Consider the following 14999-nt stretch of genomic DNA (forward strand, 5'->3'; position numbering starts at 1 on the left):
CTCCGCGACCCAACACGGAGGAAACCATGCAGATCGCGAAGAAGGCCGCCCTGCTGGCCGCCACCGCCGGCACCCTGGTGCTCCTCGGCACCGGCACCGCGGCCGCCAACGGCTACGGCGGCAGCTCCGAGAGGAGCACCGGCGTCCCCACCAGCTTCGACATCGACAGCTTCATCTTCCAGAGCAACGACTGCGACACCGCCACCGGCGCGACCACCGCCACCGCCGTCGGCGCTCCGACGGGTGAGATCAACATCGGCAGCACCTGCATCAACGCCATCGGCGGCTGACGCAGGAACAGCCGCTGACGACCACGGTCACCGGCCCACCGCGCTCCTCTCGCCCCTCGGGGGCGGGGGGAGCGCACCCATCTTCGACTCGATGGCTTGGTACGCCGAACGGGCCACTCCCCGGTGCGCTTACCCGACTTTTTCCAGATTTCCTCCGTTAAATCTGATCGTCAGATGTCTCGCTCCGCGACCCAACACGGAGGAAACCATGCAGATCGCGAAGAAGGCCGCCCTGCTGGCCGCCACCGCCGGCACCCTGGTGCTCCTCGGCACCGGCACCGCGGCCGCCAACGGCTACGGCTCGGACAGAAGCGCCGACGTTCCTACCACCTTCAACCTGTCCAGCCTCATCTTCCAGAGCAACGACTGCGACACCGCCACCGGCGCGACCACCTCCACGGCCGTGGCAGGCCCGACGGGTGAGATCAACATCGGCAGCACCTGCGTCAACGCCATCGGCGGCTGACGCGGGGCAGGGGCCGGCGACCACGGTCACCGGCCCACCGCGCTCCCCCCGCCCCTCAGGGGCGGGGGGAGCGCGTGCCTCACCGCCGTACCTGGATCAGCGCATGGGCGCCGCTGGTGCGCCAGTGGTCCTCGTTCGCGTCCAGCGCGGCCACGGTCCGCGCGTCGAGCCCGACGACGACATCCGACTTCAGGGTGCGCAGCGCGGCCACCGGGCCGGGGAAGTACCCGGTGCGGTCGGCGAAGGAGGTGGTCGGGGGCCACAGCCGGTCGCCGACGAGGCGGCGGTAGTTCAGATCGCCCTTCATGACGGTGAGCGTGGCCCCGGCGAACTCGCTCCGCAGATCGTCCGGCATCTCCTCGTACGGCAGTGGGGCGCGGAAGAAGTCGTGCGCCCGCACCGTGAGCCGCCCGTCGCCCATGGCGGCCCACAGCCGCCTGCCGGTCCCGGAAGCGGCGCCCTCCGCCCGCACCAGACGGCGCAGACAGTCGACGACATCCTCGGTGGTGGCGTCGGAGACGTAGTACGGATACGGCTTCACCTGGAGCACCACCCGCTCGGCGCGCCCGTGGTGGAGCACATGGTCGATGAGGACGAGGTCGGGGAGCAGCTCCCGCCCGGCGTTGTCCGCCACCACGCACAGCGTGGCCGGGGAGCCGACGGGCAGCAGCGACCACAGCGCCTCCGAGTCGTCCGCGACCAGCGGCGGGGTGTCGGCGCCGGGCGCGGCCGCGGCCGACGAGGAGATGCGGAAGCCCAGGTCCGCGCGGTTGCCCCAGAGCGAGCCGTGCACCAGCGCGTCCGCCTGCTCCCCGGCGGGCTTGCGCAGGATGTCGTCGAGCGTGGCCAGTTCGGCCTCGGTCTCGGGGGTGTCCAGCTCGGCCTGTTTGAAGGGGCGGAACGGGTCGACGCCCCGCCAGGGGCCGTCCGCGAAGAAGCCCACGGCCTCCAGGAGCCGGCGGTAGAAGTAGCTCTCCGCCCACAGGAACGGGACGTCGAACCAGGACCGGCCGAAGTGCTCCCGGCCCCACACCGCCCACCGGTCGTGGTCGTACGCGGTGGGCGGGAGCGGGGCGATGGTGCCCTCGGCGGCGTTGTCGCGCAGCGCGTCGAGGGCGCGGTGCTGCCCGGGGCCGTACGGGAAGGCGTCGCGCACCTTCTCGATCAGTGCGGGGTGGCGCTCGGCCAGCACGCTCCGGGCGAACGATCCGGGTTCATCGCTGCGGATCACGGGCGCGTCGACGGTGTCGGACATGGCAGCCAGGGTCGCACACCGCGCGGTGGCGCGGCGGGGTCACCACCAGTGCGCGGGGCAGGGTCACCAGTGCGCGGGGCGGGGTCACCAGTGCGCGCGGCGGGGTCACCAGTGCGCGGGGCGGGTGAGGGACGGCGGCAGCCGGGTGGTGGCGTCGCCCTTGGCCGCGTTCAGCTGGGCCTGGGTGAGGAAGACGGCTCCCCGCAGGTCGGCCGCGCTCAGGTCGGCATCGCGGACGTCGGCCCCGATCAGATCGGCCGCCGTCAGATCGGCCCGGGTGAGGTCCGCCGCGATGAGACAGGCGCCGCGGAGGTTGGCGCCCCGCAGATCGGCTCCCCTCAGGTCGGCGCCGATGAGATCGGCTCCCCTGCGGTTCTTCTTCTTGCCGGGGATCCGGGCCCGTACCAGCTCGCTCGTGCGCAGCAGCAGCTGGTTGACCCGGTCGCGGTGGGCCGCCACATCGAGCTCCCTCAGCTCGGAGGCGCTGCCGAGGGTGAGGCGCTCGGTCTCCCGCAGCGCCTCGCGCAGGGCGCCGTGGACGGGCCGGGCGGCCGGCAGGGCCAGCGCCTCGGTGAGGTACCAGAGCAGCTCGTGCAGGTGGCGCATGACGGGGAAGACGGCGAACATCTCCGAGGCCGTCCCGGGGTGCCGCCGCCAGTCCCGGCCCTCGAAGGTGAGCTGGGAGACCTTCTGCCCGGCGCCGAAGCAGTCGTAGACCGTGCAGCCCGGGAAGCCCTCCGCGCGCAGCCGGGAGTGGATTCCGCAGCGGAAGTCGGCCCGGAGGTTGCGGCAGGGCTCCCCCGCGTCCTTGTCGATCGCGAAGTCCGTGGAGGCCGCGAAGGGCAGGGCGACACAGCACAGCCCGAAGCAGTCGGCGCAGTCGGCCCGCAGGGCGGGGCGGTCCGCGGCGGCCGGGCCGGCGGAGGGGGGTTCGGTCGTATCTGACACCGTGCGTGATCTCCCGCGTGGACCAGAGCACCGCGGGGCGGGCGGTGCTCGATGACGTTCCATTGTCGCAAGCGGGCTCAGCCGGGAATGATCAGGTCGATTCCGTAGGCGGCGATCGCCAGGCAGGCGGCGAAGCACACCGCCGCCGCGGCCGTCGCCACCGTGTCGAGACGGCCGCGGCGCGCCCCGTGGCGCGGTGTGCCGCCACCGGCGCGGGCCCAGGCCGCGACGCCGAGGGAGAACATGACGACGACCAGGACGGTGACCCCGAGGCTGACCCCGAAGACCCCGCCGATCGTGCCCCAGGTGGTGCCCATGCGGATCAGCTCCTTGACGAGGGTCGTGGCCGGGTCAGACGGTCGTGTCCAGGGTGCGCCCGGCGGGTGCGGCGACGCGCGGGGCGTTGACGTTGTCCGGGTTCACCGGGCGCCGGCGCGAGAGCGCGTAGAAGCCGACCGCCGCCGCGACGGCGACGCCCGCCACCAAGGCCACCCCCGCGTTGCCCTGGCCCGCCACCCAGGCCGCGACACCTCCCACGGCCGCCGCCGCGGGCAGGGTCAGCAGCCAGGACACCGCGATCCGCCCGGCGATCCCCCAGCGCACCTGGGCCAGCCTGCGGCCGAGCCCGGCGCCCAGGATGCTGCCCGTGCACACCTGGGTGGTGGACAGCGGGAAGCCCAGGTGGGAGGAGGCCAGGATCACCGCGGTGGCGCTGGTCTCGGCGGCGAAGCCCTGAGGGGGCTGGATGTCGGTCAGCCCCTTGCCCATGGTCCGGATGATCCGCCACCCGCCGACATAGGTGCCCAGCGAGATCGCCAGACCGGCGGTGAGCACCACCCACCACGGTGGCCCGGAGCCGTGGCCGAGCACACCACCGGCGATGAGGGTGAGGGTGATGACCCCCATCGTCTTCTGCGCGTCGTTGGTGCCGTGGGCGAGGGCCACCAGGGACGCGGATCCCACCTGGCCCGCGCGGAAGCCCTTCCGGGCCACGGGGGCGGCCGCGCGGTGGGTGATCACATACGCGAGATAGGTCGCCAGCATGGCCACCACACAGGCCACCACCGGTGAGGCGACCGCCGGAATCACGATCTTCTCGACGATCGCGGTGAAGCGCACCGCGGATTCACCGGCGCCCACCCACACCGCGCCGATCAGCCCGCCGAACAGGGCGTGCGAGGAGCTCGACGGCAGTCCGGCGAGCCAGGTGATCAGGTTCCACAGGATCGCCCCGATCAGCCCCGCGAAGATCATGACCGGGGAGACCTTGGCGTCGTCGACGATGCCGCCTGAGATCGTCTTGGCCACTTCCGTGGAGAGAAAGGCCCCGGCCAGATTGAGCACCGCGGCGACGAGGACGGCGAGCCGGGGTGACAGCGCCCCCGTGGCGATGGATGTGGCCATCGAATTGGCCGTGTCGTGGAAGCCGTTGGTGAAGTCGAAGGCCAGTGCCGTGAGGATGACGGCCGCCAGAAGGAAGGAGACGGAGTCCATTCCCGACCTCCCGCACCAGGAGTGGTCCGGCACCTCGACCGCGTCGGACCGTCTCGTGAGGACCGCTGTCTGATGTCCACGCTAAGCGCGGTGTCAGACGGGCGCCAACGCTGGCGCCCGGCCAGGCGGCCGGGCCGGGTCGGCGCCGTGGACATACGGCCCCGCCCGGCTCCGGTGCCGTACCGCCCCGCCGGTCGGACGGCTCACCGGTGGCTCAGGGAGGGGCGGGCGTTGAGCGTGCGCACATCGGCTCCCGTGGTGTCCCGGTAGGTGTCGGTGACGCGGGCGAGCTCCTCGGGGGTCCGGGCACCGGCCCGGTTCATGGCCCGGTTCGCCCGTACGACGGCCGCCGTCGCCTCGCGGCGCTCGGCCTCGTAGCGGGCCAGCGCGGTGGGCACGTCGTCCGCCCGCGCGAGTTCGCGGGCGAGGACGCGGGCGTCCACGACGGCCTGGGACGCGCCGTTGGCCCCCACCGGATACATCGGATGTGCGGCGTCGCCGAGCAGGGTCACCCGGCCACGTCCCCACCACGACAGCGGCTCCCGGTCGACCATCGGGTACTCGAGGATCTCGCCGCCGCCGGTCAGCAGACCGGGCACATCGAGCCAGCCCAGCCGCCAGTCCTCGAAGTACGGCAGCACATCGGCGAGCCGCCCCGCCTGGTTCCAGGCCGCGTCACCGGTGAGCGGCCCGGGCTCGGCCACCCGCACCTGGCAGACCCAATTGACCCGGCCGCCGCGGATCGGATACGCGACCAGCTCGGCGTCCCCGTCGTGCACGATCACCATCGAGCGCCCGGTCAGAAACGGCTCGGCCGGTGTCGTGCCCCGCCACATCCGGATGCCCGACCACAGCAGCGGGCCGTCCTGCGGGTGCAGCTCGGCGCGGACCGTCGAGTGCAGCCCGTCGGCACCGATCAGCGCCCGCGCGGCCGTCTCCTCGACCGTCCCCGTCGCCCGGTCGAGGAGGCGTACGCGTACGCTCTCCCGCTGCCCCGGGTCGTCGAATCCCACCACCCGTGCCCCGGTGCGGACCGCGTCCGCGCCCAGGCGCTCGCGGACCGCCGCGAGGAGCAGCCGCTGGAGCTCCCCGCGGTGGACCGAGTACTGCGGCCAGCGGTAGCCCTGGGCCATGCCCCGCGGCTCGGTGAAGATCCGCCTGCCGAACCGGTCGCAGTACACGTTCTCGGCGGTGGCCACGCCGATGGCGGCGAGCTCGTCGCCGAGGCCGAGTTCGATGAGCTCGCGCACGGCGTGCGGCAGCAGATTGATCCCGACGCCGAGCGGCCGGATCTCACGGGCGCTCTCGACGACCGCCGTCTCGACCCCGGCCGCGTGGAGGCTCAGGGCGGTGGCCAGCCCACCGATCCCGCCACCGGCGATGAGCACACGCATCACTCGGCTCCGGACTCCGGGCGGATCTCGCGGCGGTCGATGATGCGCAGCCAGGTGCCGTCCGGCTGGCGGCGGGCCACCTGCACCCGGCCGCCGGTGTTGTCGGCGGGACGGGTCGAGGTGAGCGCCAGATCGCCGTAGCGCACGGTGGGCAGCGCCTCCTCCACCTGGAAGGGGCGCGGTGCGTGCGCCAGCATCCGCTCGCACACGGCGCGGATCGCCTCGCGGCCGACGGTGGTGGCACCCGGCGGGTAGGCGAGCACCGCGTCGGGCTCGTAGAGCTCGGCCAGCCCCTCGGCGTCCCCGGCGTTGGCGCGCTCCACGAACAGCCGGGCCAGATCCTCGGGGGTGGTGGCGCGGGTACGGGTCTCGGTCATGGTCGTCTCCTTTCCTTCCCCTCCACCCTCCGGCGGGCGCGGCCAGAAGTCCAAGAGATGGTTGTTCTGGTTGCTAGAATCATCTGTTATGGAGCTGCGTCAGCTTGAGTACTTCGTGGCGGTGGCCGAGGAGCGGAACTTCACCCGGGCCGCGGAGAAGGTGCATGTGGCCCAGCCGGGCGTCAGCGCACAGATCCGCCGGCTGGAGCGTGAGCTGGGCGAGCAGCTGCTGGATCGCTCGGGCCGCTCGGTGGAGCTGACCGAGGCGGGCGCGGCGGTGCTGCCCTACGCACGGGCCGCGCTCGCGGCGGTGGAGGGCGCCCGGCTCGCGGTGGACGAGCTGACCGGACTGCTGCGCGGGCATGTGGCGGTCGGGATGGTCACCTCGCACAGCGTGGATCTGCCGGGGCTGCTGGCGGAGTTCCACGACGCCCATCCGGCGGTGGAGATCACCCTCACCGAGGCCACATCGGACGAGCTGCTGGAGGGTCTGCGCACCGGACGGCTCGACGCGGCGATCGTCAGCGTGGGCGCCACGACCCCGGCCGGGGTCGAGCTGGAGGTGATCACGGACCAGCCGATCGTGGCCGCGGTCAGCCCCGGCCATGAGCTCGCCGTGCACTCGGCCATCTCGCTGGACACCCTGCGGGGCCGTGCGCTGATCAGCCTGCCGCGCGGCACGGGGCTACGCACCCGGATCGACGAGGCGTGCGCGGCCGCCGGTTTCACCCCGCACATCGCCTTCGAGGCCAGCGATCCGGAGGTGCTGGCGCAGCTCGCCGAGCGGGGTCTTGGCGCGGCGATCCTGCCCGGGGCGTTCGCCGAGGCCCGGTCGGACCGGCTGCGGTCGGTCCGCATCGACCGGCCGGCCCTGCGGGGGCGGCTGGCCTTCGCCTGGCGGGCGGGCGGGCCGAGCGGCCCGGCCGGCCGGGCCCTGGTCGAGCGCGCCCGCACCGCGTTGGCGTCCGCCTCGTCCCCCTGAGCGCGCCGCCGGGTGAGCCCTCGCCTTCCGTGCGCCCGCACCGCACTCCCCGTGGCCACCATTGACAGCTCACCAGGGCGGATCCCACAATTGCGCTCATGATCAGGCACCGGTTCGACGCGACGGGATTCCTACGCGCCCCGGACCGGACCGGGTGTGAGCGCTCGGGCCTCTGAACGGGACTCTCCGCGTCCCGCGGCCACCGCCCCCGCGCCCCCGAAACCACGCCGGTCATTCCTCTCGCGATCGCCGGTCACCCCCTGACGATCCGCACATCGCGACGCTCCGGACGACACTCCCGTGGTCTCCCCCGCGGCACGAGGGCACCTCCCCACCCCGCCTGCCCCCCTGTCCGCCGTCACGCATGAGGAGACGCCATGACCGTCGTCGACACCCCATCCACGACTCTCCGCGAAGCCACCATCCCCCCGGACGGCATGTACGAGGGCCCGCGCGTTCTGCGGCGGCTGCCCGAGGGATGGGAGGAGCGTCCGTACGAGCGGTTCGAGATCGTGCCCCTCGGGCGCGTCATCGGCGCCGAGATCCGCGGCCTGGACCTCTCCCGGCCGCTGGAGCCCGCGCTGCGCGAGGAGCTGAACCGCGCCCTGCTGGAGTGGAAGGTGCTCTTCTTCCGCGGTCAGCACCTCACCTCGGAGCAGCAGCGCGGATTCGCCCGCCACTGGGGCGAGTTGGAGACCAATCCGCTGCTCGCCGCCGGTTCCAGCGAGGACGTGGTCCGCTTCGACAAGGCGTCCGGCGCCACGCCGACCTTCGAGAACGTCTGGCACACCGACGTCACCTTCCGCACCCGGCCCGCGCTCGGCGCCGTGCTCCAGCTGCGCGAGGTGCCGCCGGTGGGCGGGGACACCATGTGGGCCGACATGGCGGCGGCGTACGACAACCTCCCGGCGGAGGTGAAGGAGCGCGTCGACGGCGCCACCGCCGTCCACGACGTCATCCCCGGCTTCATCCGCTTCTACGGGCCGGAGCGGCTGGCCCCGTTCCAGGAGATGTTCCCGCCGGTGGAGCACCCGGTGGTGCGCACCCATCCGGAGACCGGCCGGCGGATGCTGTTCGTCAACACCTCCTTCACCACCCGGATCACCGGGATGGAGCGGGAGGAGAGCGACCGGCTGCTGAGCTTCCTGTGCCGGCAGGCGCACGTCCCCGAGTACCAGGTGCGCTTCCACTGGCAGCCGGGCGACATCGCGTTCTGGGACAACCGCGCCACACAGCACTACGCGGTCAACGACTACGCCCCGCATCGCAGGGTCGCCGAGCGCGTCGCCATCGAGGGTGACCGGCCGTTCTGACGTCGACCTCCGCTACGGCTCCTGGTGCGGCGTTTTTCGGCCATCCGCGCGAGCCCCCTACCCGGCGCGGGCTTGTTCCCGGCGGATGAAACGATGCACGGCAGCGGCCACATCGGAGGTATAACCATTGCGGAGTGGTCAGTTGACGAGCCTGTGGAAGGGGACGGGTGCGATACCGGGTCCTGGGGGCGCTTGAGCTGCGCGACGGCGAGGGGTGGGCCTCCCTGGGGCCGGCCAAGTGGCGGACGCTGCTCGCGGTGCTGCTGTGCCACGCCAACCAGACCGTCTCCACCGAACGGCTCCTGGACGAGCTCTGGGGCGAGGACCGGGCGCCCCAGAGCGCCACCAAGCTGCTGCAGACCTATGTCTCCCGGCTCCGCCAGACCCTGGGCGACGAGGCCGGGAAGACCCTGATCACCGAGAAGCAGGGCTACAAGGCGCAGGGCTACCGACTGGCGGTGGAGGCCGCCGAGTTCGACGCCCACCGCTTCGAGCAGCTGATCGAGGAGGGGCGGCGGGCTCTCGACCGGGAGGCGCCCGAGACCGCGGCGGAGCGGCTGCGGGAGGCGCTGGCGATGTGGCGCGGCACCCCGTTCGCCGATGTGCCCCCGACCCCGGCGGTGACGGCGGAGGCCACCCGGCTCGAGGAGTGCCGGCTCCAGGCCGTGGACGCCCGGATCGACGCGGACCTGCGGTGCGGGCGCCATACGGCCGTCCTGGGCGAGCTGGAGGCGCTGACCGCCGAGCATCCGTTCCGCGAGGAGCTGCGCGGCCGATTGATGCTGGCGCTGTACCGGTCCGGCCGGCAGGCCGACGCCCTGGCCGCCTACCGCGATCTGCACCGGCTGCTGAGCGAGGAGCTGGGGGTCGAGCCGACCCCGCCGCTGCGCGGGCTCCATGAGCGGATCCTGAACGCCGACGCCTCCCTGATGGCCGCGCCCGCCCCGGAGGCGGACCGGCCCGACCCCGCCGCCGCTGCCCGCAAGGCCCACCGGGGGCCCCGCCAGCTGCCGCCCGCCAGCCCCGCGTTCACCGGGCGCCACGGCGAGGTCGCGGTGATCCAGGCGCTGATGGACGCGGCCGGGGACCCGGAGGCGGGCGAGGGCGGGCGGTCGGTGGTGCTCGCGGCCATCGACGGCACGGGCGGGGTCGGCAAGTCGACCCTGGCCATCCACGCCGCGCACCAGCTCGCCGACCGCTTCCCCGACGGCCAGCTCTACGTGGATCTGTACGGGGCGACCGCCGGGCAGTCGGCCCTGGACCCCGGTGAGGTGCTCGGCCGGTTCCTGCGCGCCCTCGGCGTGGACGGCTCCAGCGTGCCGAGCGACACCGACGAGGCGTCCGCGCAGTTCCGTTCGCTGGCGGCGGGCCGGAGACTGCTGGTGATCCTCGACAACGCCGCCAGTGTGGACCAGGTACGGCCGCTGATCCCCGCCGGGCCGGGCTGCGCCGCGCTGGTCACCAGCCGCGAGATGCTGACCACCCTGGAGGGCGCCACCCATCTGCACCTGGATGTGCTCCCGCAGGACCAGGCGGTGGCGCTGCTGGAGCGGGTCGTGGGCGCGGAGCGGGTGCGGGCCGAGCCCGCCGAGGCGGAGGAGATCACCCGGCTGTGCGGCTGGCTGCCGCTGGCGCTGCGGATCGCCGGCGCCCGGCTGGCCGCCCGCCCCGCGTGGCCGCTGCGCACCCTCGTGACCAAGCTGGCCGACGCCCGCGGCCGGCTGGACGAGCTGCGGTTCGGCGATCTGGCCGTCCGCGTCAGCTTCCAGGTGAGCTACGAGGGCTTCCGGCTCGGCCGGCGCTCCGACGACCTGGACGCGGTCCGCGCCTTCCGGCTGCTCAGCGTGGTGCACGGGCACGATATGAGCCTGCCGGTGGCCGCCGCGCTGCTGGACCTGCCCGCCGACCGCACCGAGAACGCGCTGGAGCGGCTGGTCGACGCCCAGCTCCTGGAGAGCCGGGACTCCGTCCGCTACCACATGCACGATCTGCTGCGGCTGTTCGCGTCGGAGCAGGCGGAGCAGGAGGAGCCCGAGGCGGAGCGCTCGGCGGCGCTGGAGCGGGCGCTGTCCGCTTACGCGGCCACCGCGCAGCGGGCGGTCACCCTGCTCGACCCGCTCCGCCCCTGGCCGCGGCACCCGGCCGAGGGACCGGCGGTGCCGCTGACCGGCCAGGACGAGGCCGAGGGCTGGCTGAAGGACGAGCTGCCCAATCTGCTGGCCGCCGTCGCGCACGCGGCCGAGCCCGCCCAGCCCGAGCCGATCGCGCGCCTGGGGCTGCGGCTGGCGCGGGCACTCCAGTGGTTCCTCTTCCCCCGGGCCCACGCCCAGGACCTCCAGACGGTCAACGAGCTGGCCGTCGAGACCGCCCGCCGCCTGGGCGACCCGGAGAGCGAGGCATGGGCGCTGGACGGCCTCTCCGCCGCGTACTGGCTGCAGCACAGCTATGACGAGGTACGCACCGCCCTGGAGTCGGCGCTGGAGATCTGGCGCGAACTGGGCCATCGGGAAGGCGAGTTGCGCACCGCGTGCAATCTCGCGGACGCGCTGTGCGAACTGGGCCTGTACGAGGAGGCCATCACGGTGCAGGAGCGGCAGCTGGCCCTCGCCCGGGAGGTCGGCGATCTGCCGGCCGAGGTGATCGGCCTGGGCAACCTCGGCCGGGCCCACCGGGGCCTGGGCCACCCCGAGGACGCCCTGACCTGTTTCAAGGAGAGCCTGGAGTACGCCCGCCGCACGGGCAACATCCACCATGAGGGCTTCGCCCTCTACGAGATCGGGATCACCTATATGGAACAGGGCAGGTTCCCCGAGGGCCGGGCCCATATGGACCAGGCCCTGCCGGTGTGGAAGCGCCCCGGTACGTACGAGAGTTGGCGCGGGCACACCTGGAGCGGGCTCTTCCCCGCCTGTATGACCCTGCAGATCGGCCCCGGCCCGCGCTGAGGCGGGGTCCGGGGCGTACGTCGGGCGAAGGGGCGGCCGGGGGGCTACGGCTGGAGGGGCGGCCGGGGCTTACGGTCGAAGGCGCGGCCGGGGGCTACGGCTTGCGGGCCACCCCGCCGTAGGCCCACACCCGGCTCGGGTCGGACTCGGCGCCGATGCCCGGGCGCCAGGAGGGCAGTTGCACCAGGCCCGGGGCGAGCAGGTCGAGCCCGGTGAAGAACTCCATGATCCCGGCCCGGTCGCGGGCGACCAGGGACACCGGGCCCTCGAAGCTGATGACCTCCCAGTCCCGGTCGATGTCGACGGTGAAGTCACCGGTGGCGTGGGAGAGGACCAGACAGCTGCCCGGCGCGGCCCAGTCCATGAGCCGGCGGACGATGCCGACGGGGTTCGCCAGGTCCTCGATGTAGTCCAGGACGAGCGTCAGCAGGATCGCGACCGGCTGTGCGGGGTCGAGCAGCCGCCGCAGCTCCTCATGGCCCAGAAGGTCCTCGGGCGAGCGGATGTCGGCCTTGATCATCGTGGTGCCGGAGACCGAGAGCCGGGCCTGGCCGTGGCTCGCCACGATGGGGTCGTTGTCGGCGTAGACCACCCGGGCCCGGGGATTCACGGCCTGGGCGATTTCATGCACATTCGGGGTGGCCGGCAATCCCGCGCCGATATCCAGGAATTGGCTGATTCCATTGGCGGCGAGATAGCGGACGGCGCGGTGCAGAAATCTCCGATTGGAGAGCGCGGTGTCGCGGACTTCCGGTGCGACACCGAGAAATCGCTGGGCCTGCTCGTAATCGGCGAGGTAATTGTCCTTGCCGCCGACGAGATAGTTGTAGACCCTGGCCGGGTTCGCCTCGCTGACCGCAAGACGTCCGTGGTCGGCCGGTCGCCACTCCCTCGTCCTGAGCCCGATGCCGGGTCCGCTGCTCTTCATCGTGATTCCCTTACCACTAGCACTGCCTCGCCTCACCGCCGACGGCTTGCGGATCACTGCGGGTGCGGAGCCGCACCCGGACGCCACGTGACCGTCTTCCTCGGCCCCGGTTCGGCCCAGGCGACCGGATCCCGCGCCCACAGGTGGAAGGGCAGGTCGACATCGGCGGACACCCGGCTGAGCTGGCCCCAGGAGTACGCGCCGGAGTGGGCCGCGGTGGCCTGGAGTGCCGCTTCGAGACAGGCACGGGCGGTGCGTTCGGCCCGGCAGGTGCCGCTCGGGCCGGACCCCTCCACCCCGCCGCAGAGCTGGAAGGTGCTCCAGGCGTAGAGGGGTTCGTCCCCGACATGAGGCTGGTGCTGCTGGTCGACGTTCACAGGCCCTCTCCAGACGCGTCCCTACCGGGCGGCTGTAGCGATGCGTCCAGCATGGAAGAGGGCGGATCAGCGGCGGTATACCGGCGGTAAAGCGAGGGCCGCGGCGGCTCGACCGGGTCCGCCCCGGTCGGGGTACCGCCGCGGCCGCATCGCGTTCCGCGTCCGAAAAGGCCCTGGTCACACGCCTATGGCGGCATGGCGTGGGCTCAGGGCCGCCGGGTCACCCGGCGAGCCAGGCCAGGACCTCCCGGTTGATCCGCTCGGGGCGCTCCAGGTGGAGGAAGTGCCCCGCGCCGTCGACCAGCTCCATCCGCGAGCCCGCGGGCAGGTGGTCCGGGGCCCCCTGGACGACATCGGCGCCTATGCAGCCGTCGTCGGTGCCGTGCAGATAGAGGATGGGGACCTCCCCGGTCCGGGTGACCGCCTCCTGCTCGGCCGCGTACGCCTCCACATGGCGCGACGGGTCGAACAGCGCCCGGTAGTAGCCGATCGCGGCGGCGAGGTGGGCCGGGTCCCGCAGGCTCTCCTTGACGTGCGCGATGTCCTCGGCGGCGTCCTTGTACCCGGGCGACCAGTCGCGCCACAGGCCGTCGATCAGGGCCATGTCGTGCGCCGCCGCCCCGGCCTCGGCCAGCGGCGTCTGGAACAGGAAGATGTAGAAGGAGCGCTTGAACTGGCCGTAGTCGTAGTTGAAGAAGTCGGCCAGCACCCCGCCCAGCGGGGGCACCGACATCGTGACCGCGCGCCGCCAGCGCTCGGGGGCGCTGCCGGTGGCGCCGTACGCGGCGATGGCGCCCCAGTCGTGGCCGATGAGCACGGCGTCGCCGTCGCCGCCGAACGCCTCGTGGAGCGCGTTGGCGTCCGCGGCGATCGCCCCCGCCTGGTAGGCGCCGTCGGCGGGGATGCCGCTGGGCGCGTAGCCCCTCATAAAGGGCGCCACGGCGTGGTAGCCCGCGTCCGCGAGCGCGGGAAGCAGATGACGCCAGGAGTGCGCGGAGTCGGGGAAGCCGTGCAAGCAGAGTGCCAATGGGGCGTCCGCCGGGCCCGCTTCGAAATACCCGAAATCAAGTCCATTTGCGTTGATGTTCTTCAGCTCTGTCACGCCCGAGGATGCTAATGCACCGTCAGGACGCCGTCCATGTATGGCCGGAACGGGTGCGCGCCGGGTCGGGGAAGTGGCAGACTGCGCCATACCGTCCGGAAATTCGATGACGCACCGCGTGTTTTCGCCGGCCGAGCCCCAGGGAGGCCCGATGACCAGCCCGAGCAGCCCCGTCGCGGACCACCGCGACGCGATGATGCACCGCGGATTCCTCTACCGCGACGAGGAGGAAGTGGTCGACATCTGCGTCCCGTTCCTCCGCGAGGGCCTGGAGGCGGACGACGCCGTGGCCGTCGTCGCGGCCACCTCCAACATCGACGCGCTGCGGGACGCGCTCGGGCAGGACGCCAAGGCGGTGCAGTTCGAGGAGGCGCTCAGCTGGTACCAGCACCCGGTCAAGACCATCGCCGCCTATGACTCCTTCGTGAAGGCCGAGAAGCCGCGCCGGGTCCGGGTGATCGCCGAACCGGTGTGGCAGGGCCGCACCCCGCTCGAGGTGGTGGAGTGGGCGCGCTACGAGTCGATCGTCAACGCGGCCTTCGCCCACTCCGGCGCCCGCGCCATCTGCTGCTACGACCGGCGTCTGCTGCACCCCGAGATCCTCGCCTACGCGCGCCAGACCCACCCCGAGATCATCGACGGTCACGGGCCGGAGAGGAGCGACGCCTACACCGACCCCGGCCCGTTCAGCGCCACCTGCGACCGGCGCCCCCTGCCGTCCGCCCCGCGCACGGCCGAGTCCGTGCCGATCGTCTCGACCGACCTGGACGCCGTGCGCGCCTTCGTGGCCGAGCGGGCGAGCCGGCACGGGATGGGCCATGAGGCGCTGCGCAACATGGTCGCGGCCGTGAGCGAGGTGTCCACCACCGCGATCCGGCACGGCGGGGCCCCGGCGCGGCTGAGCACCTGGGTCCACGACGGCGATCTGGTCTGCGAGATCTCCGGGCCCGGCCACTGGTACCCGGACGCGCTGTGGGGGTTCACCCCGCCGGCCGACTCCGAGCCCGGGTTCGGGCTGTGGGGCGTCCGCATGCTGTGCGACGTGGTGCAGATGCAGGCCGACGCGGACGGCACCGTCATCCGGCTGCGCACCCGGATCTGACGTCCCCGATCGGCTGGCCGGCAGTT

15 protein-coding genes are annotated in these 14999 nt (G+C 72.9%); 6 read left to right on the forward strand and 9 right to left on the reverse strand.

The features are described 5' to 3' along the window. Window positions 1-26 precede the first annotated feature (26 nt). A complete protein-coding gene (locus IEJ02_RS01425) occupies window positions 27-290 on the forward strand; it encodes a hypothetical protein (protein ID WP_191062937.1) in 264 nt (87 codons plus the stop codon). Window positions 291-498: 208 nt separating this feature from the next. Next, window positions 499-756, forward strand: a complete 258-nt coding sequence (locus IEJ02_RS01430) for a hypothetical protein (RefSeq protein ID WP_191062938.1) — start codon at window positions 499-501, stop codon at window positions 754-756. 79 nt (window positions 757-835) lie between these two features. Here the strand turns inward: IEJ02_RS01430 and IEJ02_RS01435 are convergent, their stop codons facing one another. From IEJ02_RS01435 to IEJ02_RS01460, 6 genes are all read right to left on the reverse strand, one after another. Further along, entirely contained in the window at window positions 836-2011 is a 1176-nt protein-coding gene (locus tag IEJ02_RS01435) for a damage-control phosphatase ARMT1 family protein (protein WP_191062939.1), read from the reverse strand. Window positions 2012-2116: 105 nt separating this feature from the next. Next, window positions 2117-2959 carry a pentapeptide repeat-containing protein gene (locus tag IEJ02_RS01440; protein ID WP_191062940.1) on the reverse strand — a complete coding sequence of 281 codons (843 nt, stop codon included), beginning with the start codon at window positions 2957-2959 and terminating at the stop codon, window positions 2117-2119. Window positions 2960-3036: 77 nt separating this feature from the next. Next, a complete protein-coding gene (locus IEJ02_RS01445; RefSeq protein WP_191062941.1) occupies window positions 3037-3276 on the reverse strand; it encodes a hypothetical protein in 240 nt (79 codons plus the stop codon). Window positions 3277-3310: 34 nt separating this feature from the next. Continuing rightward, the gene (locus tag IEJ02_RS01450) at window positions 3311-4453 is read right to left on the reverse strand and encodes an inorganic phosphate transporter (protein WP_191062942.1); all 1143 of its coding nucleotides are present in this window, start codon (window positions 4451-4453) and stop codon (window positions 3311-3313) included. Between the two features lie 203 nt (window positions 4454-4656). After that, complete coding sequence (locus tag IEJ02_RS01455) at window positions 4657-5847, reverse strand: flavin-dependent oxidoreductase (protein WP_191062943.1); 1191 nt, start codon at window positions 5845-5847, stop codon at window positions 4657-4659. Then, window positions 5847-6224 carry a YybH family protein gene (locus IEJ02_RS01460; RefSeq protein WP_191062944.1) on the reverse strand — a complete coding sequence of 126 codons (378 nt, stop codon included), beginning with the start codon at window positions 6222-6224 and terminating at the stop codon, window positions 5847-5849. Before IEJ02_RS01460 ends, IEJ02_RS01455 begins: the two co-directional genes overlap by 1 nt. 88 nt (window positions 6225-6312) lie before the next feature. Between IEJ02_RS01460 and IEJ02_RS01465 the strand changes: the two genes are divergently transcribed. The 3 genes from IEJ02_RS01465 to IEJ02_RS01475 all read left to right on the forward strand — a co-directional run bounded on the left by IEJ02_RS01465 (window position 6313) and on the right by IEJ02_RS01475 (window position 11464). Then, window positions 6313-7206, forward strand: a complete 894-nt coding sequence (locus tag IEJ02_RS01465; RefSeq protein WP_191062945.1) for a LysR family transcriptional regulator — start codon at window positions 6313-6315, stop codon at window positions 7204-7206. A gap of 377 nt (window positions 7207-7583) precedes the next feature. Further along, window positions 7584-8519, forward strand: coding sequence for a TauD/TfdA dioxygenase family protein (locus IEJ02_RS01470; protein WP_191062946.1), 936 nt, complete (start codon window positions 7584-7586; stop codon window positions 8517-8519). Window positions 8520-8686: 167 nt separating this feature from the next. After that, window positions 8687-11464, forward strand: a complete 2778-nt coding sequence (locus IEJ02_RS01475) for an AfsR/SARP family transcriptional regulator (protein ID WP_191062947.1) — start codon at window positions 8687-8689, stop codon at window positions 11462-11464. A 94-nt stretch (window positions 11465-11558) separates the two neighbouring features. On the opposite strand, the gene IEJ02_RS01480 is transcribed toward IEJ02_RS01475, so the two are convergent. The 3 genes from IEJ02_RS01480 to IEJ02_RS01490 all read right to left on the reverse strand — a co-directional run bounded on the left by IEJ02_RS01480 (window position 11559) and on the right by IEJ02_RS01490 (window position 13871). Continuing rightward, on the reverse strand, window positions 11559-12392 hold the full coding sequence (locus IEJ02_RS01480) for an SAM-dependent methyltransferase (protein WP_191062948.1): 834 nt from the start codon (window positions 12390-12392) through the stop codon (window positions 11559-11561). Between the two features lie 53 nt (window positions 12393-12445). Continuing rightward, window positions 12446-12769 (reverse strand): hypothetical protein, encoded by a 324-nt coding sequence (locus IEJ02_RS01485; RefSeq protein WP_137976259.1) that lies wholly within the window; start codon window positions 12767-12769, stop codon window positions 12446-12448. 220 nt (window positions 12770-12989) lie between these two features. Next, window positions 12990-13871 (reverse strand): alpha/beta fold hydrolase, encoded by an 882-nt coding sequence (locus tag IEJ02_RS01490; RefSeq protein WP_191062949.1) that lies wholly within the window; start codon window positions 13869-13871, stop codon window positions 12990-12992. Between the two features lie 151 nt (window positions 13872-14022). On the opposite strand from IEJ02_RS01490, the gene IEJ02_RS01495 reads away from it, so the two are divergent. Then, window positions 14023-14973: a sensor histidine kinase gene (locus tag IEJ02_RS01495; protein WP_191062950.1), complete on the forward strand. Its 951-nt coding sequence runs from the start codon at window positions 14023-14025 to the stop codon at window positions 14971-14973. Window positions 14974-14999 lie beyond the last annotated feature (26 nt).

Source organism: Streptomyces sp. 5-10, from assembly GCF_014712245.1.
Classification (GTDB): domain Bacteria; phylum Actinomycetota; class Actinomycetes; order Streptomycetales; family Streptomycetaceae; genus Streptomyces; species Streptomyces violaceusniger.